27 protein-coding genes are annotated in these 26,482 nt (G+C 70.3%); 20 read left to right on the top strand and 7 right to left on the bottom strand.

The window, feature by feature from the left end; all coding sequences use genetic code 11:
• Nucleotides 1-42: 42 nt before the first annotated feature.
• Nucleotides 43-522 carry a transcription elongation factor GreA gene (gene greA / locus VFZ70_13355; GenBank protein HEX6256786.1) on the bottom strand — a complete coding sequence of 160 codons (480 nt, stop codon included), beginning with the start codon at nucleotides 520-522 and terminating at the stop codon, nucleotides 43-45.
• A 96-nt stretch (nucleotides 523-618) separates the two neighbouring features.
• Between greA and VFZ70_13350 the strand changes: the two genes are divergently transcribed.
• From VFZ70_13350 to VFZ70_13330, 5 genes are all read left to right on the top strand, one after another.
• Complete coding sequence (locus VFZ70_13350) at nucleotides 619-1,491, top strand: DNA-formamidopyrimidine glycosylase family protein (GenBank protein HEX6256785.1); 873 nt, start codon at nucleotides 619-621, stop codon at nucleotides 1,489-1,491.
• 60 nt (nucleotides 1,492-1,551) lie between these two features.
• A complete protein-coding gene (locus VFZ70_13345; protein ID HEX6256784.1) occupies nucleotides 1,552-2,340 on the top strand; it encodes an exodeoxyribonuclease III in 789 nt (262 codons plus the stop codon).
• A gap of 96 nt (nucleotides 2,341-2,436) precedes the next feature.
• The gene (gene uppS, locus VFZ70_13340) at nucleotides 2,437-3,210 is read left to right on the top strand and encodes a polyprenyl diphosphate synthase (GenBank protein ID HEX6256783.1); all 774 of its coding nucleotides are present in this window, start codon (nucleotides 2,437-2,439) and stop codon (nucleotides 3,208-3,210) included.
• Between the two features lie 60 nt (nucleotides 3,211-3,270).
• Nucleotides 3,271-3,807 carry a phosphoglycerate mutase family protein gene (locus VFZ70_13335; GenBank protein HEX6256782.1) on the top strand — a complete coding sequence of 179 codons (537 nt, stop codon included), beginning with the start codon at nucleotides 3,271-3,273 and terminating at the stop codon, nucleotides 3,805-3,807.
• Nucleotides 3,808-3,866: 59 nt separating this feature from the next.
• Complete coding sequence (locus VFZ70_13330) at nucleotides 3,867-5,207, top strand: PhoH family protein (protein ID HEX6256781.1); 1,341 nt, start codon at nucleotides 3,867-3,869, stop codon at nucleotides 5,205-5,207.
• Between the two features lie 40 nt (nucleotides 5,208-5,247).
• On the opposite strand, the gene VFZ70_13325 is transcribed toward VFZ70_13330, so the two are convergent.
• Entirely contained in the window at nucleotides 5,248-6,009 is a 762-nt protein-coding gene (locus tag VFZ70_13325; GenBank protein HEX6256780.1) for a DeoR/GlpR family DNA-binding transcription regulator, read from the bottom strand.
• 179 nt (nucleotides 6,010-6,188) lie between these two features.
• Between VFZ70_13325 and VFZ70_13320 the strand changes: the two genes are divergently transcribed.
• The 9 genes from VFZ70_13320 to ptsP are packed head-to-tail and all read left to right on the top strand — an operon-like array spanning nucleotide 6,189 to nucleotide 14,033.
• The gene (locus VFZ70_13320) at nucleotides 6,189-7,325 is read left to right on the top strand and encodes a PTS mannitol transporter subunit IICB (protein HEX6256779.1); all 1,137 of its coding nucleotides are present in this window, start codon (nucleotides 6,189-6,191) and stop codon (nucleotides 7,323-7,325) included.
• 3 nt (nucleotides 7,326-7,328) lie between these two features.
• Nucleotides 7,329-7,637, top strand: a complete 309-nt coding sequence (locus VFZ70_13315) for a hypothetical protein (GenBank protein ID HEX6256778.1) — start codon at nucleotides 7,329-7,331, stop codon at nucleotides 7,635-7,637.
• Nucleotides 7,615-8,100, top strand: a complete 486-nt coding sequence (locus VFZ70_13310; protein ID HEX6256777.1) for a PTS sugar transporter subunit IIA — start codon at nucleotides 7,615-7,617, stop codon at nucleotides 8,098-8,100. Before VFZ70_13315 ends, VFZ70_13310 begins: the two co-directional genes overlap by 23 nt.
• Complete coding sequence (locus VFZ70_13305) at nucleotides 8,101-9,150, top strand: zinc-dependent dehydrogenase (protein ID HEX6256776.1); 1,050 nt, start codon at nucleotides 8,101-8,103, stop codon at nucleotides 9,148-9,150. It begins immediately after the preceding gene.
• Nucleotides 9,147-10,088: a 1-phosphofructokinase gene (gene pfkB, locus VFZ70_13300; protein ID HEX6256775.1), complete on the top strand. Its 942-nt coding sequence runs from the start codon at nucleotides 9,147-9,149 to the stop codon at nucleotides 10,086-10,088. Before VFZ70_13305 ends, pfkB begins: the two co-directional genes overlap by 4 nt.
• Nucleotides 10,089-10,091: 3 nt before the next feature.
• A complete protein-coding gene (locus tag VFZ70_13295; GenBank protein HEX6256774.1) occupies nucleotides 10,092-10,559 on the top strand; it encodes a fructose PTS transporter subunit IIA in 468 nt (155 codons plus the stop codon).
• Nucleotides 10,556-12,025 (top strand): fructose-specific PTS transporter subunit EIIC, encoded by a 1,470-nt coding sequence (locus VFZ70_13290; GenBank protein HEX6256773.1) that lies wholly within the window; start codon nucleotides 10,556-10,558, stop codon nucleotides 12,023-12,025. The genes VFZ70_13295 and VFZ70_13290 overlap by 4 nt, the downstream gene beginning before the upstream one ends.
• Nucleotides 12,018-12,317, top strand: a complete 300-nt coding sequence (locus VFZ70_13285; protein HEX6256772.1) for an HPr family phosphocarrier protein — start codon at nucleotides 12,018-12,020, stop codon at nucleotides 12,315-12,317. The genes VFZ70_13290 and VFZ70_13285 overlap by 8 nt, the downstream gene beginning before the upstream one ends.
• Nucleotides 12,318-12,320: 3 nt before the next feature.
• Nucleotides 12,321-14,033, top strand: a complete 1,713-nt coding sequence (gene ptsP, locus VFZ70_13280; protein ID HEX6256771.1) for a phosphoenolpyruvate--protein phosphotransferase — start codon at nucleotides 12,321-12,323, stop codon at nucleotides 14,031-14,033.
• 127 nt (nucleotides 14,034-14,160) lie between these two features.
• On the opposite strand, the gene nadC is transcribed toward ptsP, so the two are convergent.
• The 5 genes from nadC to VFZ70_13255 all read right to left on the bottom strand — a co-directional run bounded on the left by nadC (nucleotide 14,161) and on the right by VFZ70_13255 (nucleotide 19,638).
• Nucleotides 14,161-15,021, bottom strand: a complete 861-nt coding sequence (gene nadC / locus VFZ70_13275; protein HEX6256770.1) for a carboxylating nicotinate-nucleotide diphosphorylase — start codon at nucleotides 15,019-15,021, stop codon at nucleotides 14,161-14,163.
• Complete coding sequence (locus VFZ70_13270) at nucleotides 15,018-16,667, bottom strand: FAD-binding protein (GenBank protein HEX6256769.1); 1,650 nt, start codon at nucleotides 16,665-16,667, stop codon at nucleotides 15,018-15,020. Before VFZ70_13270 ends, nadC begins: the two co-directional genes overlap by 4 nt.
• The gene (nadA, locus tag VFZ70_13265; GenBank protein HEX6256768.1) at nucleotides 16,664-17,629 is read right to left on the bottom strand and encodes a quinolinate synthase NadA; all 966 of its coding nucleotides are present in this window, start codon (nucleotides 17,627-17,629) and stop codon (nucleotides 16,664-16,666) included. Before nadA ends, VFZ70_13270 begins: the two co-directional genes overlap by 4 nt.
• A 112-nt stretch (nucleotides 17,630-17,741) precedes the next feature.
• Nucleotides 17,742-18,746: a hypothetical protein gene (locus VFZ70_13260; protein ID HEX6256767.1), complete on the bottom strand. Its 1,005-nt coding sequence runs from the start codon at nucleotides 18,744-18,746 to the stop codon at nucleotides 17,742-17,744.
• 184 nt (nucleotides 18,747-18,930) lie between these two features.
• Nucleotides 18,931-19,638 carry a phosphate uptake regulator PhoU gene (locus tag VFZ70_13255; protein ID HEX6256766.1) on the bottom strand — a complete coding sequence of 236 codons (708 nt, stop codon included), beginning with the start codon at nucleotides 19,636-19,638 and terminating at the stop codon, nucleotides 18,931-18,933.
• 180 nt (nucleotides 19,639-19,818) lie between these two features.
• On the opposite strand from VFZ70_13255, the gene VFZ70_13250 reads away from it, so the two are divergent.
• From VFZ70_13250 to pstB, 6 genes are all read left to right on the top strand, one after another.
• The gene (locus VFZ70_13250; GenBank protein HEX6256765.1) at nucleotides 19,819-21,099 is read left to right on the top strand and encodes a DUF4032 domain-containing protein; all 1,281 of its coding nucleotides are present in this window, start codon (nucleotides 19,819-19,821) and stop codon (nucleotides 21,097-21,099) included.
• Between the two features lie 77 nt (nucleotides 21,100-21,176).
• Nucleotides 21,177-22,157: a class II fructose-bisphosphatase gene (gene glpX / locus VFZ70_13245; protein ID HEX6256764.1), complete on the top strand. Its 981-nt coding sequence runs from the start codon at nucleotides 21,177-21,179 to the stop codon at nucleotides 22,155-22,157.
• Nucleotides 22,158-22,448: 291 nt separating this feature from the next.
• Nucleotides 22,449-23,498, top strand: a complete 1,050-nt coding sequence (locus tag VFZ70_13240) for a PstS family phosphate ABC transporter substrate-binding protein (GenBank protein HEX6256763.1) — start codon at nucleotides 22,449-22,451, stop codon at nucleotides 23,496-23,498.
• A 162-nt stretch (nucleotides 23,499-23,660) separates the two neighbouring features.
• On the top strand, nucleotides 23,661-24,608 hold the full coding sequence (gene pstC, locus VFZ70_13235; protein HEX6256762.1) for a phosphate ABC transporter permease subunit PstC: 948 nt from the start codon (nucleotides 23,661-23,663) through the stop codon (nucleotides 24,606-24,608).
• A 34-nt stretch (nucleotides 24,609-24,642) separates the two neighbouring features.
• Complete coding sequence (gene pstA, locus VFZ70_13230; GenBank protein ID HEX6256761.1) at nucleotides 24,643-25,551, top strand: phosphate ABC transporter permease PstA; 909 nt, start codon at nucleotides 24,643-24,645, stop codon at nucleotides 25,549-25,551.
• Entirely contained in the window at nucleotides 25,552-26,475 is a 924-nt protein-coding gene (gene pstB, locus VFZ70_13225; GenBank protein ID HEX6256760.1) for a phosphate ABC transporter ATP-binding protein PstB, read from the top strand.
• Nucleotides 26,476-26,482: the final 7 nt, after the last annotated feature.

The raw sequence follows: 26,482 nt of genomic DNA, 5'->3' as shown, positions 1-26,482 counted from the left end.
GCGGCCGGGTCCATCCGCCGGCTGGCCCGACGGCGCGGCTGGTCAGACCCGTTCCTCGAGACCGCGGACGCCCGTGACCTTGATCGAGAACTCGCCGGCGGGCGCCTGGTAGCTGACCTCCTGCCCGACGCGGGTGCCCATGAGCGCGCGACCGAGTGGCGAGTCGGGGCTGATGACCGTCAGCCCGGTCGTGCGGTCCTCGCGACTGCCGATGAGGTAGGTCTGCTCATCGCCGTCCTCGTCGACGGTGTCGACCACGCTGCCGCCGACGACGACATCGCCCGACGGGGCGGACCCGACCTGCGCCCGTGACAGCATGTCCTCGAGCTGGCGGATGCGGGCCTCCATCTTGCCCTGCTCCTCCTTCGCCGTGTCGTACTCGGCGTTCTCCCGGAGGTCCCCGTGGGCACGGGCGGTCTTGATGGCCTGTGCGGCTTCCTCACGACCAGTGGTCTTGAGATGCTCCAGTTCCGATGTCAGCTGATCGTGGGCAGACTGGGAGAGCCAGACCGTATCACTCAACGCGAGACACCCCATGCGGTCGGCGGGCGATTGAACAGGCGAGAAGTGTAGACGTGCGACGCCGCGTTCGCGGCGGGCAATGACAGGAGGCGCACCGTGCCCGAACTGCCCGAGATCAGGGCGCATGCCGAGCGGCTGACGGAACAGTTCGGCGGCGCGGGCGTCGAGCGGTTCGAGCCGCTGTCGTTCACCGCACTCAAGACCTTCTCGCCGCCACCCGACGCCGCACACGGCCACGTGCTCACGTCGGTCGCCTCGCGCGGCAAGCACCTCCTGCTCGACGTCGACGTGGTGACCTTCGTCGTGCACCTGATGCAGGGCGGGCGCCTGAAGCCGGACACGTCGAAGTCGAAGCGACCGCGCAACGGTGTCGCGCGGTGGCACTTCACGGATGGTCGGCGACTGCTGCTGAGCGAGGCAGGCACGGAGCGGCGCGCAGGCGTCTGGGTCGTCAGTGGTGATCCGTTGTCGCAGGAGCCGCTGGCCGATCTTGGCCCGGAAGCGGATGCCGTGACCCTCGACGACCTGGCGGGCCTCGTCGGCGCGCACGGCATGCGTCTGCACACCTTCCTGCGGGATCAACGGGTGATCGCCGGCATCGGGCGGCGGCTCGCGAACGAGATCTGCCATCGCGCGCGACTCTCGCCGTTCACGGCGACCCGTGGCATGGACGACGACCAGATCGCCGCCCTGCACGCCGCGATCGGCGCGACGATCGCCGAGGGCCTGGCGGCCGAGCGGGACCGCGACGACATGAGCGCGTCGAAGGACCGGCCCGCGCAGGTCCACGCGCGCACCGGCGAGCCGTGCCCGGTCTGCGGTGACGAGGTCCGCGAGATCACGTACAACCGCTACACGGTCAACTACTGCGCAGCCTGCCAGACGGACGGTCGGATCCTCGCCGACAATGCGCTCAGCCGGCTGGGTGTCGACCGGCAGGAGTGGGGCCGGGGACGGCAGCACGGCTAGGCTCGACGTCGGGCGGCGCCCCGGGCGTCGCCCGACGCACGCGACGCGACGGACACGACGATGCGCCTGATCACCTACAACGTCAACTCGATCAGCACCCGACTGACCCGCGTGCTGGCGCTGCTCGACGACCTCGGGCCCGACGTCGTGTGTCTGCAGGAGACCAAGTGCACGGCCGAGAACTTCCCGCACGGCGCGTTCGAGGAGCACGGCTACGTGGCCGCCGACCACTCCGCGGGACGCTGGGCCGGGGTCGCGGTCCTGGCACGCGGCGGCCTCGGGTTCAGCGACGTGCAGGCGGGATTGCGCGGCGAGCCCGCCGTCGACGAGGCGCGGTGGGTCGAGGCGACCGTCGGCGACGTGCGGGTCGTCAGCACCTACGTGCCCAACGGCCAGGCGCTCGACAGCCCCGCGTTCAAGCAGAAGCTGCTGTTCCTCGAAGCGATGCGCGAGCGCGCGGCGGAGCTCGCGGACGGCCCGGCCATCATCGCCGGTGACCTGAACGTGTGTCCGACCGACCTCGACGTGTGGGACCCGTCCGCTGTGCACGGCGCAACCCACATCACCGATGACGAGCGCAGCCGCCTGCGGGCCGTCGTCGACACGGGCTTCGTCGACGCGTTCCGCCGCCTGCACCCCGACGAGCCCGGCTTCACCTGGTGGGACTACCGCGCGGGGCACTTCCACAAAGGCTTCGGGCTGCGCATCGATCTCGCGCTGGTCAGCGAAGGGCTCGCCGGACGCCTGACCGACAGCGTCGTGCAGCGCCCGTACCGCAAGCCGACGAAGGTGCCGGGCACCAAGCCGTCCGACCACGCGCCACTCGTGGTCGACTTCGCCGGCAGCTGACCGCAGCGCTGCGCGCCGCACCGGCCGCGCAGGTTCCGCCGGCCACCTGGGAGCCTCGTACACTGCGGTGTCGGCCTTCGGACAGAGCACACCGTGATGCGAAACCTCGTCTACCGGCTCTACGAGCGGCGGCTCGCCGCGTCGTTGCCGCATGACGTCCTCCCGCGACACGTCGGCGTCATCCTGGACGGGAACCGCCGCTACGCCCGCGAGATGGGGCTGTCGACCGTCGCGGACGGCCACCGTCTCGGTGCGGGCAAGATCCAGCACATGCTCGACTGGTGCCACGAGTTCGGCATCGCGCACATCACGCTGTGGCTGCTGTCGACTGACAACTTCTCCAGAGATCCCGCGGAGCTGGCGGAGCTGGCCGACATCATCGGTCAGACGGTGACGGCCATCGCCGACGACCCGCGGAACCGGGCGCGCGGGTTCCGCATCACCCCGGTCGGGGCGCTCGATGCCCTGCCCGACGGGCTGCGCCTGGCGTTGAAGGATGCGGCCGACCGCACGAGCTCCGGCACCGCGCTCCACGTCCAGGTGGCGGTCGGCTACGGCGGCAGGCAGGAGATCATCGACGCGGTGCGGGGCCTGCTGCAGGAGCGGCTCGAGCTCGGTGACTCGCTCGAGCAGGTGATCGACGGGCTGACGCCCGAGCTGCTCGCGCCGCACCTGTACACGACCGGCACGCCCGACCCCGATCTCATCATCCGCACGTCGGGTGAGATCCGCCTGTCGGGGTTCCTGCTGTGGCAGTCGGCCCACTCGGAGTTCCACTTCACCGACGCGTACTGGCCGGCGTTCCGCAAGATCGACTTCCTGCGCGCGTTGCGTGACTTCGCCGGGCGCAAGCGCCGGTTCGGCCGCTGACCACCGCCGACGAAAAAGATGTCACGACGTGGCATCGCTGGGCTATGCTGCGAAGCGTCGATGACCGATGCGGACACCTCCATACAGCTGGTGCGCCACGCGAAGGCGCAGAGTCGTGATAGGTGGTGGGGCAAACGGGACCGGGACCGGCCGCTGACGAAGGCCGGCAGGGCACAGTCCAAGGGCCTCGCCGTCGAGCTGGGCGCCCGACCCATCGTCCGCATCCTGACCAGCCCCTTCACGCGTTGCGTGGAGACCGTGCAGCCCCTGGCTGACAGGTTCGGCATCGACGTCGAACCGGCCGAGGTGCTCGGTGAGGCGCCGTCGGTGCCACTGGTCGACGCGGGCGACACCTGGGTCGCGTCGGCGTGGCTGGGCGGCAGGGGTCTCGCGCTGGTCGACCAGGTCGTGGCGGACGGCCCGGCCGGCGACGTCGTCATGTGCTCGCACGGCGACGTCATCCCCTCGGTCATGGCCGCGCTCGCCGGCCGCGACGGGCTGGACATCGATGACGTCCACCTGCGCAAGGGCGCGCGGTTCCGCCTGACGTTCAAGGGTCCGAAGTGCGTCGCCGTCGAAGCGGTGGCGCCGCCCTAGGACCCGCAACGGCCCGCGGACCGGCAGCGGTAGCTCGTCCAACCAGGGGAGGATGCCAGATGGGTTCGACGTTTGTGCTCGACACATGCGTGTTGTTGGCGGACCCGCACGCGCTGTACCGGTTCGATGAGCACGAGGTGGTGCTGCCGCTGGTGGTCGTCGAGGAGCTCGATCGTCAGAAGACCCGCATGGACGAGGTGGGTCGCAACGCCAGGACGGCGTTGCGCCTGATCGAGGAGCTGCGGCTACGCAGCTCCAACGGACTGCGCGACGCGGTCGACCTGCCCAGGGCCGGCACGATCCGGGTGGAGGGCAACCACGTCGACAGCGAGCTGCCGCCGTACCTGGATCCGGCCAAGCCGGACAACCGGATCCTCTCGGTGGCCGTCGGCCTGGCCGGCACGCTCGTCACGAAGGACAGCGCGCTGCGCATCAAGGGCAGCCAGCTCGGCGTCGCGGTCGAGGACTACCGCGCCGACACCGTCGAGGTCGACGAGCGGTACACCGGCATGGCCGAGCTCGACGTCGACTCGGCCGCGTTGGACGTGCTGCACCGTGACGGCAAGCTCGAGCTGTCGGCGGAGGTCGCCGCCGAGGCCGGCGCGTGGGTGAACCAGTGCCTGGTGCTGCGCTCGGGCGCGTCGTCGAGCGGTCTGGCACGTGTGGCGTCCTGTCCGCCGGATGGGCCGGTGATCGTCGAGCGGGTCGGTGGCCGGCCGCGCGTGTTCGGCGTCAGCCCCCGCGACGTGCGGCAGACGTTCGCGCTGGACCTGCTCATGGATCCCGACGTGCCGTGCGTGTCGCTGATGGGCATGGCCGGCACCGGCAAGACGTTCCTGGCCCTGGCCGCCGGGCTGGAGCAGGTCGTGGAGGCCGGCGCGTACCGGCGCCTGTCGGTCTACCGGCCGCTCGTGGCGGTGGGCCGTCAGGAGGTCGGGTACCTGCCGGGTGACCTGGACGAGAAGCTGCAGCCGTGGATGGCCGCGGTCCACGACAACCTGTACTCGCTGTTCCGCGGCGACGACACCTCGGGCGGGCAGTGGTCGGCGGGGCACCGGGAGCTGCAGTCCGCCGTGGACTCGCTGCTGGACCGCGGGCAGCTCGAGATGGCGGCGATCACCTACCTGCGGGGGCGGTCGATCACCGACGAGTACGTCATCGTCGACGAGGCCCAGAACCTGGAGCTGCCGACGCTGAAGGTGATCCTCACGCGCATGGCCGCCGGATCGAAGGTCGTGTTCTGCGGTGACCTGTCGCAGGTCGACAACCCCTACATCTCGCCCTACGGGGGGCTGGCGGCGCTGATCGAGAAGATGAAGGGCTCCGAGCTGTTCGGGCACGTGACGATGAGCAAGGGGGTCCGCTCGCCGCTCGCCGAGCTGGCGGCGATGGCCTTCTAGGCGCCCGGTCGCGCGCCCGTCCGTACGGGCCGCTTCGGCGTCAGACGAGAATCACCTCGACGCCGAGGCGGCGGAACTCCGCAGCGGCCTCGTCGTCGAGCGCGTCGTCGCAGATCAGGACGTCGATCTGCTCGAGGTCGCCGAAGCGGATGAAGTGGTGCTGACCGAGCTTGCTCGAGTCGGCGAGCAGCACGACGCGCCCCCCGGCGCGGATCATCGCCCGCTTGATCTCGGCCTCGGCGACGTCGGGTGTGGTGAGGCCGTACTCGGCGGACATGCCGTTGGTGGCGATGAAGGCGACGTCGACGTGCAGTTCGGCCAGCACGCGCTGCGTCCACACGTCGACCTGCGCCAGCGTGCGTGGTCGCAGCCGGCCTCCGGGCATCAGCACGGTGACGTTCGAGCGCTCGACGAGGCTTCGGGCCAGGGGGAGCGAGTTCGTCGTGACCACCAGTTCCCGGTCGGTCGGGAACGCCTCGACGAGTCGTGCGGTCGTCGTCCCCGCGTCGATCAGCACGGCGCCCTCGTTGGGCACCAGGTCGACCGCGGCGGCGCCGATCCGTTGCTTCTCGGCGCGGTGCACATCCATGCGCTGCGCGTAGTCGGGCTCGAACCCGAGCCGGTCGACCGGCAACGCCCCGCCGTGGACGCGTCGGATCATCCCGCGGCGCTCCAACCGTGTCAGATCACGGCGCACGGTCTCCGTGGTCACGCCGAAGGTGGCGGCCAGCACGGCAACCTCGACCCGGCCGTCGCGGCGTGCGCGGCGCATGATCTCCCGCTGGCGTTCAGGTGCGTACACGGCTGCTCAACTGCTGTCTGGACGGCGGCCAACTCGTGCAGTGTGGCATGTTAACCGGGCCGGAAAAAGGGCTTGCGCGTGCCCCGTCTGTTGCCGTACGTTCACGTTTGGATGTGGGTTTTGTTTCGTTCCCGTGGGTTTAGGCCCGAACTTACGGATGGTGTCGAGGAGGTCACCATATGAGTACGCCAGACGTCGCGCCGTCGCCATCAGTGGGTGGAGGCTGGCGAGCTCGAGTCCAGCATGTCGGCGGCAACCTCGCCGCCATGGTCATGCCCAACATCGGGGCGTTCATCGCATGGGGACTGATCACCGCGATGTTCATCCCGGCCGGATGGATCCCCAACGCGCCCATCGCCGACGCGATGGTCGGTCCGATGATCACGTTCATGCTGCCGCTGCTCATCGCCTACAGCGGCGGCAAGTTGGTGCACGAGCAGCGAGGCGCGGTCATCGGCGTCATTGCGACCATGGGAGTGATCACGGGCACGGACGTCCCGCAGTTCCTGGGCGCGATGGTCATGGGACCACTCGCCGCCTACGTGCTCAGGCAGTTCGACCGGTGGGTGGAGCCCAGGATCAGGATGGGCTTCGAGATGCTGGTCAACAACTTCTCGCAGGGCATCCTCGGCGTCGTGATGGCGGTGCTCGGCTACTACACGATCGGGCCGGTCGTGCAGAGCCTGACGACCGTGCTCGGCAACGGCGTCGACATCCTCGTCACCAACCGGCTGCTGCCGTTGGCCTCGGTGATCGTCGAACCCGCGAAGATCCTGTTCCTCAACAACGCCATCAACCACGGCGTCCTGGCACCGCTCGGCGTCGAACAGGCCGCCGAGACCGGGAAGTCCATCCTGTTCATGATCGAGACCAACCCCGGGCCGGGGCTGGGCATCCTCCTGGCCTTCTGGGTCGCCGGTCCCAGGGAGGTCCGGCCGACGATCCCCGGCGCCGCCATCATCCAGTTCTTCGGTGGCATCCACGAGATGTACTTCCCGTACGTGCTGATGCGTCCCGCGACCGTCGTCGCCGCCATCCTCGGCGGGGCGTCCGGTGTGCTGACCTTCCTGCTCACCGACACCGGTCTGGTGGCGACTCCGGCACCCGGCAGCATCTTCGCCTACATCGCGGTGACGCCGCGGGGCAACTTCTTCGGGATGTTCCTCGGCGTCGCCATCGCCACCGCTGTTTCGTTCGTCAGTGCCGCGTTCATCCTTCGCGTGACGGGTGAGAAGGAGACCGCGATGGACGTCGAGGAAGCCAAGGCGCAGTCCAAGGCGCACAAGAACGTCCAGGCACGCCCACAGGAGGCATAGAGCATGGCATCGGTTCAGGGATCTGAGGTCAAGAAGGTCATCATCGCGTGCGAGGCCGGCATGGGCTCGAGCGTGCTGCTGACCACCCAGCTGAAGAAGCGGCTGAGCGGCTACGGGATCACGGTGAGCCACTCACCGGTCAACCAGATCCCCGACGACGCCGACGTGGTGCTGTGCCACCAGGGTCTGTCGTCCAGGGCGCGGCAGAAGGCAGGCGAGCGGCCGGTGCTGGCGTTCAACGCCTACCTCGGCGACCCGGTCTTCGACAGGCTCGAGGAGGCCATCAAGAATGACGACGCCATCGAAGGCTGACACGGCCGAGCACGAGTTGCTGACGCGCGAGACCATCCGCCTCGGCATCTCCGTCGCGGATCGCGCCGACGCCATCAGTCAGGCCGGCCGGGTGCTGGTCGACGCGGGCGCGGTCGAGCAGGCCTACGTCGATGCCATGCACGAGCGCGAGGGCGTCATGTCGTCGTACATGGGCGAGGGCTTCGCGCTGCCGCACGGCACCGACGAGAGCCGCAGGCACGTCAACCGTGCCGCGGTCGCCTTCCTGCAGTTCGCGGAGCCGATCGTGTGGGAGGAGGACGACGAGGAGACCCTCGCCGCCCTCGCCGTCGCCGCGAAGTCCGACGAGCACGTCGGCGTGCTGGCCACGCTGGCCAAGGTGCTCGTCGACGAGGAGAAGGCCGAACGGTTGCGCACCACCGACGACGTCGATGAGGTGCTGGAGTTGCTCGCCCCGGCCATCGAGGAGGAGGTCGACGAGTAGATGAAGGTCGCACGCTTCTACGAGCCGGGGGACCTGCGGGTCGAGGAGGCGGACCGTCCCACGCCCGTCGCCGACGAGCTGCTTCTGCGCGTACGCGCCTGCGCGACCTGTGGCACGGACGTCAAGATCTTCCACCACGGTCACCGCAACCTGAAGACGCTGCCACGCGTCATCGGGCATGAGATCGCCGGTGAGGTGGTCGAGGTCGGCGACGACGTCGACGGCTGGACGTCGGGCGACCGCGTCCAGTGCATCGCCTACGTGCCCTGCGGGCACTGCTTCGAGTGCACGCACCGCAAGATGACCGTCTGCGACAACGCGACGTCGGTCGGCTACGACTATGACGGCGGCTTCGCCGAGCACATGATCGTGCCCGAGAACGTCTTGCGCGTCGATGGGCTGAATCGGATACCCGACGGGATCGAGTACCACGTGGCCGCGGCCACCGAGCCGCTGGCCTGTGCGCTCAACGCGCAGGAGCAGATCGACGTGGGCAAGTACCCCGACGAGACGGTCGTGGTCTTCGGATCCGGTCCGATCGGCTGCATGCACGTGATGTTGGCGCGCGCCAAAGGGGCCGAGAAGGTCTTCATGGTCGAGATCAACGCCGAGCGGCTGCGGCTTGCCGCGGAGCGGGTCCCGCTGGACGCCACCATCGACGCCAGCGAGAGCGACCCCGTGCGGGCCGTCCGCGATCTGACCGACGGTCGGGGTGCGGACGTCATCATCGTCGCCGCGGGCTCACCGCAGGCGCAGATGCAGGCGATCGACATGGCGGCGCCCCAGGGGCGGATCAGCTTCTTCGGTGGGCTGCCGAAGGACCGGCCCGAGATCACGGTCGACAGCAACACCGTGCACTACACCGAGCTGACGATCGCCGGCCCCGCGGGGTCGACGCCCGATCACAACAAGCAGGCACTCGAGATGATCGGCAGCGGCGCCGTCAAGCTCGACGAGCTGATCACCGACCGTCTGCCGCTGGACCGGGTGCACGACGCCATCAAGGCCGTCGAGGGCGGCACCAGCATCAAGGTCGTGATCGAGCCGTGATCGTCACCTGCACCCCGAACCCGAGCCTCGATCGGACCATCGAAGTCGACCAGTTGCTCCGGGGTGAGGTGCAACGTGTGCGTGCCGTGACGGTGCAGCCGGGCGGCAAGGGCATCAACGTCGCCCGGGCGCTGCACCGCAACGGTCACGAGGCCCGCGCGGTGGCGCCGTTGGGTGGCGACGAGGGCGAGCTGTTCGCCCGCCTCGTCCAGCAGGCGGGCGTCCCCTTCACCCCGGTCGAGGTCGACGAGGCCATCCGCGTCAACATCACGCTGGCCGAGGCCGACGGCACCACGACGAAGCTCAACGATCGCGGACCCACACTCGACGTCGCGGCCCGCGGCCGACTGCTCGACGCGACGCTCCACGCGGCGGCGGGGGCGCGGTGGGTCGCCGGGTGCGGCAGCCTGCCACCGAGCGCCGGTGACGATCTGTACGCGGACCTCGTCACCCGCGCGCGTGCGGCCGACCGGCGCGTGGCCGTCGACACCAGCGGCCCGGCGCTCACGGGGGTGGTCGACGCCGGACCGGACCTCATCAAGCCCAACCACCACGAGCTCGCGGAGCTGGTCGGCGACGAGCTCAAGACGTTCGCCGACGTGGTCGGTGCCGCCCGCGACGTGATCGGGCGTGGCGTCGGGTCGGTGCTCGTCAGCCTCGGTGGTGACGGTGCGCTGCTGGTCACTGCTGACGCCGTGTGGTTCGGCGAGAGCGAACCGGTCACCGTGCGCAGCACCGTGGGCGCCGGCGATTCGCTGCTCGCCGGCTTCCTGGCCGGCGGTGGCGACGGCCCCGAGTCGCTGGCCAACGGCATCGCCTGGGCCACGGCCGCCGTATCACTTCCGGGCAGCACCATGCCCGCTCCTGATGATTTGTCCTTGGATGCGGTGCGTATCGCAGATACGTTCGATCCGGACCGTCCGCTTGAGGGAGATTGAGCCATGGATCTGACCATTGACGATGTGATCACCCCGGACCTGATCATCCTCGAGCTCGAGTCGAACGCCCGCGACGATGCCATCAGAGAGATGGCCGATCGGCTCGTGGCACAGGGGCGCGTGGGTGATCGGAGCCAGTTCGTCGACGCCGTCCTCAAGCGCGAGGCCGAGGGAGGTGGCACCGGCATGGAGATGGGGGTCGCCATACCGCATGCCAAGTCCGAGGCGGTGAACAACGCGAGCGTCGCGTTCGCGCGCAGCGGCGAGGGCATCGACTTCGGCGGCGACTCCGAGCAGCCGTCCGGGCTGATCTTCCTGATCGCCGCGCCCGCCGGCGGGGACGATCTGCACATCCGGTTGCTGGCGCGGCTGTCGCGCCGGCTGATCCACGAGTCCTTCCGGCAGAAGCTGCACGACGCATCGTCCGAAGACGAGGTCATGCAGATCTTCCGCGAGGAGGTGACGCTGTGAAGCTCGTCGCCGTCACCGCGTGCCCCACGGGCATCGCGCACACGTACATGGCCGCCGAGGCGCTGGAGCAGGAGGCCAGCAAGCGGGGTCACACGATCGCCGTCGAGACCCAGGGATCGGCAGGCTCCGAGAGGGTGAGCGACTCTGACATCTCGGGTGCGGTCGCCGTCATCTACGCCGTGGACACCAACGTCGACGGTCGGGAGCGCTTCAGCCACCTGCCGTCCGTCGAGGTGACTCCGGGCGAGGCGATCAACCACGCCGGCTCCGTGCTCGACCGGGCCGAGCAGGCCGCCGAGGAGGGCGTCACTGAGGCGCCCGCGGAGACCGCGACCGGCGGGGCCGGCGGTGGCGGTGCCGCAGCTGCGGCCACCGGCGGACGCGGCGGCGGGCCCGGGCGCTCGGACAAGGGCGGTGTGGTGCGCCAGTGGTTGATGACCGGCGTCAGCTACATGCTGCCGTTCGTCACCGCGGGCGGGATCCTCATCGCGCTGGCGTTCCTGGTCGGCGACGCCGTCGACGTGGTCAACGAGGACGTCTACGAGACCTTCAGCTGGGGTGCGCTGTTATTCAAGATCGGCGGGACCGCCTTCTCGATGATCGGCCCGATCCTGGCCGGCTTCATCGCCTACGCGATGGCGGACCGGCCCGGCATCGCCCCCGGTGTCGTCTCCGGGCTGATCGCCAACGAGATCGGCGCCGGCTTCCTCGGCGCGATCATCGGTGGCCTCCTGGCCGGCGCGACCATCATGGCGCTCAAGCGCGTGCCGTTCCCGACGTCGCTGCGCAGCCTGCTGCCGGTGCTGTTCTATCCGCTGATCGCGACGTTCATCGTCGGCACGTTGATGATCCTCGTGGTCGGCGAGCCGATCGCGGTCGCCACGGAGGCACTGACCGCGTGGCTCGAGGGGATGGGCACGGCGAACGCGATCGTCCTCGGGGTGATCCTCGGCCTCATGATGGCGTTCGACATGGGCGGTCCCGTCAACAAGGTCGCCTACTTCTTCGGCGTCGGCCTGATCGCCGAGAACATCTACGCGCCGATGGCGGCGGTGATGGCCGCCGGCATGACCCCGCCCCTCGGCCTCGCGCTGGCCACCGTGGTCCGCAAGCGGCTGTTCAACGTCCAGGAGCAGGAGGCCGGCAAGGCTGCGTGGGTGATGGGGGCATCGTTCATCACCGAGGGCGCCATCCCGTTCGCCGCGGCCGACCCGATCCGCGTGATCCCCGCGTTGATGGCCGGATCAGCGGTCGCGGGCGGGTTGTCGATGGCGTTCGACGCCACGCTGCAGGCGCCGCACGGGGGCATCTTCGTCTTCCCGCTCGTCGGCAACCCGGCGCTGTACGTCCTGGCGATCGCGATCGGCACGGTGGTCACCGCCATCGCCGTGGTCGCCCTCAAGGAGTTCCACCGCCAGGCCGACGCGACAGAGACCGCACCGACAACGGAGGCAGCCAGTGCCTAGTCAGACCGTCACACTCGAGAACGAGACCGGGCTCCACGCCCGCCCGGCTCGGGTCTTCGCCAAGAAGGCCAAGGAGTTCGACTGCGACGTCAAGGTGCGCAAGACCTCAGACAGCGGCAGCGGTAGGTCACATGATCAGGACGGCGACGCCGTCAACGCCAAGTCGACGCTGTCGGTGCTGACACTGGACTGCCACAAGGGCGACCAGATCGAGATCATCACCGACGGCGACAACGCCGACGACGCGCTGTCGACGCTGGTCGAACTCGTCGAGAGCGGTCTGGGGGAATAGCGCGTGAGCACGACACTCCAGGGCCGGGCGTCGTCGCCCGGCGTGGCGCTCGCGGGCGCGTTCGTCATCCACAAGCTCGAGGTCGACACCGAGGCCGCCGCCACCGGCACGCCGGAGGAGGAGAAGGCGCGCGTCGACGCGGCCCTGGAGGAGGTCGAGAACACTCTGACCGAGCTGGCCGAGTCCAAGCGTGACACGCTGGGCGACGAGGCCGACATCTTCCTCGCGCACGCCGATTTCGCCGGCGATCCCGAGATCGCCGACATGGCGCACGACGCGATCGACGACGGTGCCGGAGCGAACGCGGCCGTGTCGGCGGCGTTCGACTCGTTCCGCAAGCTGCTCGAGAGCTCGAGCGACGAGTACCTGGCGGGGCGTGCGACCGACATCGACGACGTGCGCGATCAGGTGCTCGCGGTGCTGGCCGGCGCGCAGGACGCTCCCGTGCCGATCGAGCGCTCTGTGATCGTCGCGCATGAGCTCACGCCGTCGCAGACCGCGCGGTTGCCGCGGGAACTGATTGCGGGCGTCGCCTGCGCCGCGGGATCGCCGACGTCGCACGCCGCGATCCTGGCCCGGTCACTCGGCATCCCCGCCGTGATGGGCGTGACCGACCTGCTGGCGGACGTCTCGGACGGCCTCCTCCTCGCATTGGATGGCGAGGCGGGCACCGTGATCGTGGCACCCGGTGCCGACGAGCGGTCGTCCTACGAGCAGCGCATCGCCGAGCAGGAGGAGCGCAACAAGCGCCTCGCCGAGCTGCGCGACGTCCCCGGTGCGACCGCCGACGGTCATCGCGTCGAGCTCGCCGCGAACATCGGCGGCCTGGAGGACGTCGAGGCCGCCGGCGAGGTCGGGGCCGAGGGCTCGGGGCTCGTGCGGACCGAGTTCCTGTTCCAGGAGGCCGCCGAGGAACCCTCGATCGAGGAGCAGGCGGACTTCTACGCCAAGGTGCTGGCCGGGCTGCCGGGACACCGCGTCGTGTTCCGCACCATGGACGTCGGCGCCGACAAGCCGTTGCCGTTCGTGGTGCGCGACCCCGAGGAGAACCCGGCGCTGGGCGTGCGCGGCATCCGCCTGGGCCTCGCCGAACCCGCCCTGCTCGTCAACCAGTTGCGGGCGCTGCTGCGGGCGCGCGATCCGGACGCCGACCAGGGCCGGTTGGCGATCATGTTCCCGCTGGTGTCGACGCCCGACGAGGTCCGGCGCGCCCGCGAGTCGCTGGTCGCGGCGGCGGAGGCCGAGGGCGTCGACCTGGACGGCATCGAGGTGGGTGTGATGATCGAGGTGCCCGCCGCCGCGCTGTCGGCGCACCGGATCGCACCGCTGGTGGACTTCTTCTCGGTCGGCACCAACGACCTGCTGCAGTACCTGTTCGCGGCGGACCGGCTGCTCGCCGAGGTCGCGGACCTGCCCGATGTGTGCGACCCGGATGTGCTGCGCCTGTTGTCCGGTGTCGTCGAGGCCGCCCACGCCAACGACGCCTGGGTGGGCGTGTGCGGTGAGTCCGCCGCCGAACCCGCGTCGGCCGCGGCCTACGTCGGCCTCGGCATCGACGAGCTGTCGATGACGCCGACGGCCGTGCCCCAGCTCAAGGACGCGTTGCGCCACGTCGAGCTCGCGACGCTGCGCGGCGCCGTCGCCGACGCGCAGAACGCCGAGGACACGACGGCAGCGCGCAAGATCCTGCGGGCCGCGTTGTCCGGAGACGGCTGAGCCGGTCCACCACGGGTCGACGTATCCCACACCGGGGGCGCCGGGCGCGCCGTTTCGGACACGGGCGTGGCCGCATCCGGTGTCTTCGATGTCCGGTTCGTGACGTTCGTGCCGGCGCGGTGCCCGCTCAGTCGGGAGCGAAGTCCAGCGCGACGTCGAGCGCGGGCGCGCTGTGCGTCAACCAGCCGACCGACACCAGGTCGACGCCGGCATCGGCGACCGCCCCGACCGTGTCGAGCGTGACGCCTCCGGACGCCTCTGTCACGATGTGACCGGGCGTACGTGCCACCGCGGTCGCGAGGTCGCCCGGCGAGAAGTTGTCCAGCAGCACCGCGTCGATCGGCAGCGCGATCGCCTCGTCGAGTTGGTCGAGCGTGTCGACCTCGACCTCGATGCGGACCATGTGGCCGACCCGGGTGCGGGCCCGGGTGACGGCGGGGGTGATCCCCCCGGCGACCGCGATGTGGTTGTCCTTGATCAGCACACCGTCGGCGAGTCCGAAGCGGTGGTCGACACCACCGCCGCAGCGCACCGCGTGACGCTCCAGCGCCCGCAGACCGGGCGTGGTCTTGCGGGTCGGCACGACCCGGGTCGCCCGGTCACCGATGCGGTCGACGAACCGCCCCGTCGCGGTCGCGATGCCGCACAGCCGGCCCAGCACGTTCAGTGCCACCCGTTCGCCGGTGAGGATGGCACGCGCGGAGCCGTGCAGGCGCGCCAGCACGGTGCCGGCGTCGACCTCGGTGCCATCGACGACGCACCGCTCGACGGTGACGTCGCCGTCGAGCAACGCGAAGGTGGCCACGGCGACGTCGACGCCCGCGACCCGACCGGGCGCGCGGGCCACGATCTGCCCGCTCGCCGCGGCGTCGTCGTCGACCACGGCGTCGGTCGTGAGATCGCCTGCCGCGCCGAGATCCTCGCGCAGCGCGGAGGCGAGCAACGGACGGTACAGCAACGGTTGCAGGGTGCCGGGGCCGTCGCTCACGACGTGCCCGCCAGGACGTCGTCGCGGCGGCCGGCATCCGTGGTGACCGCTCTGTGCTCCACGTGGGGATCCCGGCGTCCGGGCGCCCGCACCACGATCCGTGGAGCGTCCGGCAGCGCGTCCGTCCCGTCGGTCCGCCAGTGGGCGCCGCGACGCTCGGTGTGCGCGAGCGCCGCGGCCGCGACCATGCGCGCCAGCGCGGCGAGCGTGCCGCCGGCGGCCGGTGCGGCCAGCGACGTGAGCTCGTGCAGTGCCTCCCGCAGGCCGGGGCCGGAGCGCAGCACGCCCACGTGTGTCGTGAGCAGCTCGCGCACCCGTGCGATGGCGGTCGGATCGGTGGTGGGCAACAGCCGCGCAGCGCGTACGTCGACGGCCCGCGTGACGACGGCGGCCGGCGGGGCCATCGCGTGCCGGACCTGCGTGCCGACGCGCCGCCCGAACACCAGTGCCTCGAGCAGCGAGTTGCTCGCCAGCCGGTTGGCGCCGTGCGCGCCCGTGCATGCGACCTCGCCACACGCGAACAATCCTTCCAGGCCGGTGCGGCCGTGCCGGTCCACGACGATCCCGCCCATGTGGTAGTGCGCGGCCGGTGTGATCGGCACGGGGGCCAGCAGGGGATCGAACCCGTGGGCGTGGCACGCCGCGACGGCGGTGGGGAACCGCTCGACCAGCCCGTCGATGCGGCGCAGGTCCAGCAGCACCCGGTCGCCCGCGGAGCGCCGCTGCCAGACTGCCCGCGCCACCACATCGCGCGGAGCCAGCTCGGCGTCGGGGTGGACCGCGTCGAGGAAGCGCCGGCCGCGCGCGTCGACGACCGCGCCGCCAGCGCCCCGCAGCGCCTCGGTCAGCAGTGGCAGTGGGTCCGTGCCGCAGTCGAGAGCGGTCGGGTGGAACTGCACGTACTGCAGGTCGGTCAGCTCGGCGCCCGCATCGGCCGCCAGCACCAGACCGCTGCCGCGCGAACCGGGCGGGTTCGTCGTGTCACGCCAGGCGCCGGCGCTGCCACCCGTGGCCAGCACGACGGCGCCCGCGCCGATCGCCACGAGCTCGTCGTGCATCCCGGCGCCGGTGTGGTGCTGCGGCGGCGCGGACACCTCCGTGGACCGGCGGCGGGCGAGCACACCCACGACGTGGCCGCCGTCCACCAGCAGCGCCACCACCGACGTGCGGTCGCGGACCGTGACGTGCGGCGCGGAGCTCACGGCGGCGGCCATGGCGCGCGTGATCTCGCGACCCGTGGCGTCACCGCCCGCGTGCAGGATCCGGTCGTGGCGGTGGCCGGCCTCGCGGCCGAGCACCCAACCGGTGGCGTCGCGTGCGAATCGCGTCCCGATCCCGTCGAGCCAGTCGACGGTTCCCGGTGCCGCCGACGTCAGCAGATCGACGACGGCGCGATCGTTGGCGTGCGCGCCGACCGCCAGCGTGTCGGCGGCGTGGGCGGCCGGTGAATCGGTGGCGGCGACCGCCGCGGCGAGGCCACCGGACGCGTGGGCGCTCGCGCTGTCGGAGGCGACGCGATCGGCGGTCAGCAGCGTCACGCGGGCGTCGGTCGCGCTCAGCGCGGCGGCCATCCCGGCGGCTCCGGATCCGACCACGACGACGTCGGTGGCCTCGACGTCGGAGACCACCACGGCGGGCGCTGTCACCGCACGGCCAGCATGCGGTCGACCGCGCGCCGGGCCCGCTCCGCAAGGTCGGCCGGGACCTCGACCGGGTGGCGCAGGTGCTCCAGCGCCTCGGCGATGCCCTGCAGCGTGATCCGCTTCATGTGCGGGCACAGGTTGCAGGGCCGGACGAACTCGACGTCGGGGTAGGTGGCGGCGACGTTGTCGCTCATCGAGCACTCGGTGACCATGACCACGCGCGAGGGGCGCGTGTCGCCGACGTGACGGATCATCCCCGACGTCGATCCGACGAAGTCGGCCTCGGCCAGCACCTCGGGCGGGCACTCGGGGTGGGCGAGAATCTCGAGGCCGCCCCACGCCTGCCGGTAGGCGCGCAACTCGTCCGCGGTGAAGCGCTCGTGGACCTCGCAGTGTCCGGTCCACAGGACCAGCTCGACGTCTGTCTGGGTCGCGACCCAGCGCCCGAGGTACTCGTCGGGCAGGAAGATGGCCCTGTCGACGCCGAGGGACTCGACGACCTGCACGGCGTTGCCCGACGTGCAGCAGATGTCGGACTCGGCCTTCACCTCCGCGCTGGTGTTGACGTAGGTCACGACCGGCAGACCCGGGTGACGCTCGCGCAGCAGCCGGATGTCGGCGCCCGTGATCGAGTCGGCCAGCGAGCACCCCGCGCGCAGGTCGGGGATCAGCACCGTCTTGTCCGGGTTGACGAGCTTGGCGGTCTCGGCCATGAAGTGCACGCCGGCCATCACGATGACCTCGGCGTCGGTCTCGGACGCCATCCGCGCCAGGGCCAGTGAGTCGCCCGTCAGGTCCGCCACGCCGTGGAAGATCTCGGGGGTCATGTAGTTGTGTGCCAGCACGATCGCGTCGCGCTCGCGCTTGAGCTCGGTGATCCGCTCGACGAGCGGCGCGTGCGCCGACCACTCGGCCGGCGGCATGATCGTCGTCAGGCTTGCGGGCATGGGTGCGGTCTGGGTCACGGGCGGCTCCTCGCCGTCGACGGTCTCGCGCGACATATGCTACGTCTGAGCAAAAGCAAATGCTACCTCTGAGCAGAAGTGGCCGGCGTCCGCGGAGGTGGCGGCGGTGCGATCAGCTGCGGCGGGGCAGGCCCAGACCGGGACGCGGGCGTTCGCGCAGCACCTCTGGGCGGAAGCGGAACCGCTCGGCCGGCCGGCCCCCCGTCTGCTCCTCGAACTGTCCGGTGCCCTCGACGAACCCGCCGCGGTCGACGAGACGCCGGAAGTTCTGGGTGTGCAGGCTCAGGCCGCTGAGCGCTTCGACCACCTGCTGCAGCCGGCGCAGGGTGAATGTGGGCGGCAACAGCTCGAACACGACGGGCCGGTACGTCAGCTTCCCGCGCAGGCGGCTGAGCGCGGTCGCGGCGATCCTGCGGTGGTCCAGCGCGAGCGGCGTCCCCTGGCGCGTCGGTTCCTGGGGTGGCGCCGCGCCGTCACCGCGGTCCCGCGCCGCTTCGGGCATCAGACCTGCCTCCCACAACAGCTCGTAGCGGTCCAGTGCCCGGACGCCGTCCCACAGGTTGCCGACCGCCGACTCGCTCCCGCTCGATGTCGCACGGGAGCGGTCGACACCGAACGTGATGTCGACCCGGTCGCGGCGCCGACGGCGGCACGCCCGGTCGTCACCCTTGTCGGCCCACGCGTACAGCTGTGGCAGCAGCGCCTCATCTATCACCGCGGGTCGCCCGGCGCGCCAGTCCTCCCAGGGCAGCAGGCGGTACCAGTCGATCCAGCGGGCCTCACCGCGCACCTGGGTCGGCTGCACCAGCGCCAGGTACGCGATCGACAACGTCCGTGCCGTTTCGCCCGGATCACGTCCGATGTCGCCGAACGTGTACAACTGCTCGACGTAGCCGAGCTCCAGCCCGGACTGCTCACCGACCCAGCGGCGAAGTCCGCGGTCGAGCGTGCGGTCGTCGTCGCGGAGGAGGCCGTAGGGCAGCGCCACGTCGCGACCGCCGGCATACGGGACGGTGAGCACCCGTGGGGTCGTGTCGACCACGCTGACGATGACGGCGTTGAGGCGCAGCGTCACCGGCGCCGCCGCCGGCTCCGCCCCGCGCCGGCCGACGTCCACGTCTGGTCCTCCTCGTCGTCCCCGGTGACGTGCCCCAGCGACGGTACCCGACGGCGCGCGGGGTCACCCGGACGCGGGGCCGCTCAGGGTCGGCGCCGCGCGATCGGCGTGAGGTACGGCGTGCACGGGGGCACGAAGGCGCCGACCTGCGCGCCCCGCCGGGACGTTGCAGCGGCCGGGAGAGTCAGTCGGTGTCGGTGCGGTCCGAGAGGCGGTCGCCGGTGAGGAAGAACGTGAGGTGGCGGGTCAGCTCCACCGCGTGGTCGGCGGCGCGCTCGTAGTACCGGGCGATCAGGCCCAGCGACACCGACTCCTCGATCGACTGCGTGCCCGTGTACAGCTCGGACAGCAGCATCTTCTGCAGCAGGTCGGCCTGGTCGTCCTGCCGCTCGAGGTCCTCGGCCGCGAGCGCGTCGTGGTTGGTCCACGCGGTCGCGGCGGCGGCGAGCATCGTCGCGGTGACCTCACCGAGCTGGGCGATCTGCTCGCGCAGGTCCCCCGGCAGCGACGGCGGGTGCACCCAGGACAGCGACTCCACCACGTGGGTCAGCAGGTTCCCGGTGCGCTGGACGTCGTTGACCGACCGCAGCACGGCGATGATGCGGCGCAGGTCGGTGGCGACGGGGCTCTGGGTCGCCAGCAGCAGGTAGCCCGACTCCTCCAGCTCGGTGCACCGGCGCGTCAGCGCCGCGTCGGCTTCGGCCAGCGTCCCGGCGGCGTGCGTGTCCGCCTCGAGGAACGCCTCCGTCGACGGTCGCACCCTGTCGGCCAGCTCGCGCATCATGGCGATCAGCTGGCAGTCGAGCTCCACCAGTTGCTCCTGCAGCTTCTGACGCGCGTGGCCAGACTCGCGGCGCTCGGCCTCGAGCCTGGTCAACGGGTCATCGGTCATCGGGTGGATCTGCCTCACAGATGCAGGGCGCTGATCAGTCATGCTGCGACTATGCCGTGTGGTCAGCCGGGGCGCCCCTCCGTCGGCTAGACATTGTAGGAACACACGGTGAACAGACGTCGCCCAGTCTGACGCGCGTGCGTGACGCTGCACGCGCCGATGCGATCGGTGGAGCACGAGATGAGCGGTTCCAGAACGCCCGCCGACCTGCGCATCCGGACCCGTCCCGGGCATCCGGACTTCCTCGATCTGCCGTGGTCGCAGCCACTGGATCAGTGGGACGACGAGCGCTGCGTCGACGTGGCCGCCGGCATCCATCGCCACGTCGTGCGGTTCGTCGCCGTCGACGGCGCGCTCTACGCCCTCAAGGAGCTCCCGCAGCGCGTGGCCGAGCGTGAGTACCGGGTGCTTCGACGGATGGCCGAGGAGCACATGCCGGTCGTGCAGGCGGTCGGTACGGTGCACCGTCCGGGTCTCGAGGACGTGATCATCACGCGCTACCTCGAGTACTCGTTGCCCTATCGCGTGCTGTTCACGCACCGTCGCCCGACCGGCGAGGACGAGTCCGATCCGCACAGCATCGCGGGCCTGCACCGGCGTCTGCTCGACGCGATGACGCTCCTGCTGGTGCGCCTGCACCTCGCCGGCTTCTACTGGGGGGACTGCTCGCTGTCGAACACGCTGTTCCGCCGCGACGCCGGGGCGCTGGCGGCCTACATCGTGGACGTCGAGACGGGTGACTGGCACGAGCGTCTGACCGCGGGCCAGCGGCATGCCGACCTCGAGGTCGCGCAGCTCAACGTCGCCGGGGGCCTGATGGACCTGCAGGCGCAGCTGGACCTTCCGCCCGAACCCGATCCGGTCGCGTCGGCGGAGCGACTGGGGGAGCTGTACGCGCAGTTGTGGGCCGAGCTGACCGACGAGGTCGTCATCGGCGTCGACGAACGCTACCGCGTGGACGCGCGCCTGCGCCGGCTCAACGAGCTCGGCTTCGACGTCGACGAGGTGGAGCTGGAGGCGACCGATGACGGTGACCGCCTGCTCGTGCGCACCAGCGTCGCCGAGCAGGGGCACCACCGGCGACGGTTGATGGAGCTCACCGGCCTGCCCGCCCAGGAGAACCAGGCACGCAGCCTGCTCAACGACCTCACCAACTACCGCGCGGGGCTCGAGCGCGACGAGGGCCGCCCGATGCCCGAGGCCGTCGCGGCCTACCGCTGGGTCACGGAGGTCTACCAGCACGTCGTCGACGCCATCCCCGGCGAACTGCGGGCCCGCCTCGAGCCCGTCGAAGTGTTCCACGAGGTCAACGAGCACAAGTGGTACCTGTCGGAGCGGGAGGGCGGCGACGTCGGCTTCGACCGCGCGCTGGACTCCTACCTCCAGTCGGTCCTGCCGATCACGGCCGACGAGCGTGAGCTCGTCACGGACGACAACGAGGGGTACATCGGCTGGGGATGAACAGGATCGGTGGTCGTGCCCGGCGCACCGCGTCGTATGCTCACTGCACCCCGTACCGTCGACCTGGGAGAAGGACCGTGGCGCAACCGGATCGTGAACTGGCGCTGGAGCTCGTGCGTGCGACGGAGGTCGCCGCACTCGCGGCGGGTCGGTGGATGGGCAACGCCAACAAGGAGGCGGGCGACCAGGCCGCGGTGGACGGCATGCGCCGCATGCTCAACGAGGTGGCGATGGACGGTGTCGTCGTCATCGGCGAGGGCGAGAAGGACGAGGCGCCGATGCTCTTCAACGGCGAGCGGGTCGGCAACGGCTCCCCGCCTGAGGTCGACCTGGCCGTCGACCCGATCGACGGGACCCGGCTGCTGGCCGAGGGCCGGCCGGGCGCCATCGCGATGATCGCCGTCGCGCCCCGCGGGACGATGTTCGACCCCGGACCCTGCGTCTACATGATGAAGTGGGTCGTCGGCTCCGACGCGGTGGGAGTGGTCGACATCGACGCCAGCGTCGCGGACAACCTCGCGGCCATCGCGGAGGCCAAGGAGACCGAGATCTCGAACCTGACGGTCATCATGCTCGACCGTCCCCGCCACGAACAGCTGGCCGCCGAGCTGCGCGAGGCCGGCGCCCGGCTGCGGCTGATCATGGACGGCGACGTCGGCGCGTCCGTGCTGGCGATGTCGCCGGACCGGCCGTTCGATGTCCTGGTCGGCATCGGCGGCACCCCCGAGGGGGTGGCGACGGCATGCGCGGTCAAGGCGTTGCGCGGTGAGATGGTCGGGCGGCTGTGGCCGCGCGACGACGCCGAGCGCCGGGCCGCGACCGACGCGGGCTACGACCTCGACAAGGTGTTGACCACCGACGATCTGGTGAGCAGCGAGAACACCTTCTTCGTCTGCACGGGCGTCACGCCCGGCGAGCTGTGCGACGGCGTCGCCTACAGCCGTCAGGGCGCGACGACCGAGTCGCTCGTCATGCGCGGCAGGTCGGGAACCGTGCGTCACGTCCACGCCCGGCACCGGGCCGAGAAGCTCGAGCAGTACGAGATGATCGCGCGCTGACGCTGCGCGGGGCCGCCTCTCAGTGGCCGCCTCGCGTACCCGCCACCCATCGTTCATCGTCCGGCCACTGCACTGCCCGGTGGCGGACAGATGACGCGGACATCAAGTGGTGTGCGCCTTCGGACGGGTGCCTTCTGACCCGTCGGCCGCACGAGATGAAGTTCGACCGCCGTTCACTCGGACGCCGTTGGCCTGCCACATCCGGCGCCTACGGTCGCGGTCGTCCACGGCGCGGTGGGTCCGCACCGTCGATGTCGAGCGTCAGCCAGACGATGAAGGAGACAACAACACATGCGTGCGAACTGGCGATTGATGGCCAGCCTGCTGGCGGTCCTCGCGCTGCTGCTGACCGCCTGTGGCGCCGGCGACAGCGCCCAGGAGGAGGTTCCCGCGTCCGAGGCGTCGGGCGGCGAGTCCGGCGGCGACGGGTCCGAGTCGTCCGATTCCGGTGGGGGCGGCGACGTGTCGGGCAGCATCGAGATCGACGGCTCGTCGACGGTTGGTCCGCTGACGGACGCCATCGCCGAGGAGTACGCCAACGAGCAGCCGAACGTGCAGGTCAACGTCGGCATCTCGGGCACCGGTGGTGGGTTCGAGCGGTTCTGCGGGGAGGGCTCGACCGACATCTCCAACGCGTCGCGTCCCATCGAGGACGACGAGGTGCAACTTTGTGAGGAGAACGGCATCGAGTTCACCGAGGTGCGCGTCGGCACCGACGCCCTGACCATGGTGACCAGCCCGGACAGCGAGGGCCTCAGCTGCCTGACGACCGACGAGGTTGCTGCGATCTTCGGCCCCGACTCGGTCCGCAACTGGCGCGAGGTCAACCCGGAGTTCCCCGACGAGGAGATCCAGGTCTTCGCACCCGGGACGGACTCCGGTACCTATGACTTCATGGTCGAGGACGCGCTCGGGCTCGAGGAGTCCACGCAGGACTACAACGCGTCGGAGGACGACAACATCATCGCCCAGGGCGTCCAGGGCACGCCGTACTCGTGGGGTTTCTTCGGCTTCGCGTACTACACCAACAACCAGGACGGGCTCACGGCGCTCGAGTACGACGCCGGTGACGGGTGTGTGGCACCCAGCGCCGAGACCGCGCAGGACGGCAGTTACGGGTTGACGCGGCCGCTGTTCATCTACCTCAACAACAGCGCGGTGCGGGAGAAGCCACAGGTCGCCGACTTCGCGGAGTACTACGTCGACAACGTCAACAGCGTCATCGAGTCGGTCGGCTACATCCCGGAGCCCGACGACGCCCTCGAGGAGGCGAAAGCGGCCGTCGACGGCGCGATCTCCGGCGAGAGCGCTGGAAGCGGCTCGTCGGAGTCGGCCTCGTAGCACGCCTGGACCCAACGGCGAATGTCCATCCTCCAGTAACCCTGCGTTCACGGGCCGGGTGCACGGCGAACGTACTGTTCTGCTGGCGCGTCCGGCTCGTGCCATGCAGGTGCGGATCTCACCGGTGTAGAGCGTCGCCGAGGTCGTGGCCAAGGAGGCAGCGTGACAACCAGCGGTGTGCAGCCCTCCGGGCAACGTGTCGACCTCAGCGCCGGAAGCGCCCGGACCGGCGAGCGGATCGTGCTGGCGATCCTGTGGGTCTGTGCCGCCATCTCGGTGCTCACCACGGTCGGCATCGTCGTGATCCTCTTCTCGGAGGCCGCGGGCTTCTTCGGGGAGGACAACGTCACGCTCGCCGGGTTCCTGTCCGGCACGACCTGGCAGCCGTTCGGTGGTGACCAGGGCGAGTTCGGCGTCCTGCCGTTGGTCGCCGGCACGCTGCTGGTGACCGTGATCGCGATGCTCGTCGCCGTCCCACTCGGGCTCGCCAGTGCCGCCTACCTGTCGGAGTACGCGCCGCAGCGCGTGCGCAACACGCTCAAGCCGGTGCTCGAGGTGCTCGCCGGCATCCCGACGGTGGTCCTCGGGTACTTCGCGCTGACGTTCATGACGCCGCTGCTCCGTACGACGGTCGGCCAACTCACGACCGTGTCGATCTTCAATGCGGCGAGTGCGGGCATCGTGATGGGGATCATGATCGTGCCGACCGTCGCGTCGCTGTCGGAGGACGCGATGTCGGCCGTGCCGCAGGCGCTGCGCGAAGGTGCGTACGGTGTCGGCAGCACGAAGCGCCACGTCGTGACCAGGGTGGTCATGCCGGCCGCGTTGTCGGGCATCGTGGCCGCCATCATCCTCGGCCTCGGGCGCGCGATCGGCGAGACCATGATCGTGGCGCTGGCCGCCGGCAACCTGCCGGACCTGACGTGGAACCCGTTCGCCCAGATCCAGACGATGACCGCCTACATCGTCCAGGCCGTGCAGGGCGAGGCGCCGCGCGGCTCGCTGACCTACGAGTCGATCTTCGCAGTCGGCGCGCTGCTGTTCCTCATGACGTTGCTGATCAACATCGCCGCCGCACGGTTCGTGCGACGGTTCCGCGAGGAGTACTGATGACGGACGATCAGACGACCGGGGAGGTGCGGCCATGGCGGTGAGCACGCCCCGGCGCGAGGTCGACGAGGTCCAGCGCGCTCTGCGACGCCCGGCCGGCCGGGGACGCCGTGAGCGCACGTTCCAGCTCAGCCTGATGGTCGCGACCGCCGTCGCCGTCATCGTGCTCGCGATCCTGCTGATCGACATCCTCATCGACGGCCTGCCCAGCCTGACCCTGACGCGCTTCACCAACTACGCGTCGCGATTTCCCGAGGAGTTCGGCTTCCGCTCGGGCATCACCGGCACGTTGTCGTTGATGGTCGTCACCGCGTTGCTGTCGTTCCCGATCGGGGTCGGTGCCGCCACGTACCTCGAGGAGTTCGCTCCGCGCAACTGGTTCACGCGTTTCGTCGAGGCCAACGTCTCCAACCTGGCTGGCGTGCCGTCGGTCGTGTACGGCCTGCTGGGTGCCGGCGTGTTCGTCTACTTCTTCAGCCTCGGACGGTCCCTGGTCGTCGGCGCGATCACCTTGTCGCTGCTGATCCTGCCGGTGATCATCGTGGCGTCGCGCGAGTCTCTGCGGGCGGTGCCGCAGGCGCTGCGTGAGGCCGGGCTCGGTCTCGGCGCGACGAGGCTCCAGACGATCAGCCGCCAGATCCTTCCGCAGGCGCTGCCCGGCATCCTGACAGGCACGATCCTCGCCCTGTCGCGGGCCATCGGCGAAACGGCGCCCATTCTCGTGGTCGGCGCGCTGTTCTCCCGGCGGTCCGACAACGTGCCGTGGGACATCGATGACGCGTTCTCCGCTCTGCCGATCCAGATCTACAACCTCGTCTCACGGCCACAGGCCGAGTTCCAGGAGATGGTGGCGCCCGCGGGGATCATCATCCTCCTGGTGCTGCTGCTGCTGATGAACTCGATCGCGATCTACCTCCGCAACCGCTACTCGAGGAGCAGCTAGATGGAGCAGCAGGCGCAGGCTCAGACCCGGACGGAGACCGTCGCCGACGTTGGCGATCGTCACAAGCGGACGGGTGGCCGAATCGACAGCGAGCTCGCGCGACAGGCGGCGGGAAGGCCCAGGATCCGTGCGGACGCGGCGGTCGTGTTCGACCTCGACAACGTCACGGTGAGGTATGGCTCCTTCCCCGCGATCCGCGAGGTCACGATGCAGATCCGTGAGCGGATGATCACGGCGTTGATCGGTCCGTCGGGGTGTGGCAAGACGACGCTGCTGCGGTGCTTCAACCGCATGAACGACCTGATCCCCAGCGCGACGGTCGCGGGCACCATCACGTACGAGGGCACCGATCTGTACGGCAGGAACGTCGACCCGGTCGAGGTCCGCCGGCGCATCGGCATGGTCTTCCAGAAGCCGAACCCCTTCCCGAAGTCGATCCGCGAGAACATCCTGTTCGGCCCCAAGGTGACGGGCATGACGTACGACGCCGACGAGCTCGTCGAGCGCTCGCTTCGTCGGGCCGCGCTGTGGGACGAGGTGAAGGACAAACTCGATTCGAGCGCGCTCGGCCTGTCCGGCGGCCAGCAGCAGCGCCTGTGCATCGCGCGGGCCATCGCCGTCGAGCCCGACACGATCCTCATGGACGAACCGTGTTCGGCGCTGGACCCGATCGCGACCGGCGCGATCGAGGACCTCATGCGCACGCTGCGCGAGGACTACACGATCGTCATCGTCACCCACAACATGCAGCAGGCGGCCCGCGCCTGCGACATGACGGCATTCATCACGACCGAGGTGCAGCAGGACGACGAGGGTCACGACCGCCGGTCGGGGCGACTCATTGAGTTCGATGACACCGAGGTCATCTTCGGAGACCCGCACGACAAGCGCACAGAGGGCTACATCAGCGGGCGGTTCGGCTGAGCCGGCC

This window comes from Euzebyales bacterium (assembly GCA_036374135.1).
Classification (GTDB): domain Bacteria; phylum Actinomycetota; class Nitriliruptoria; order Euzebyales; family JAHELV01; genus JAHELV01.
Note: the sequence above shows the minus strand (reverse complement) of the source record. Positions and strands in the feature narration are given on the sequence as shown.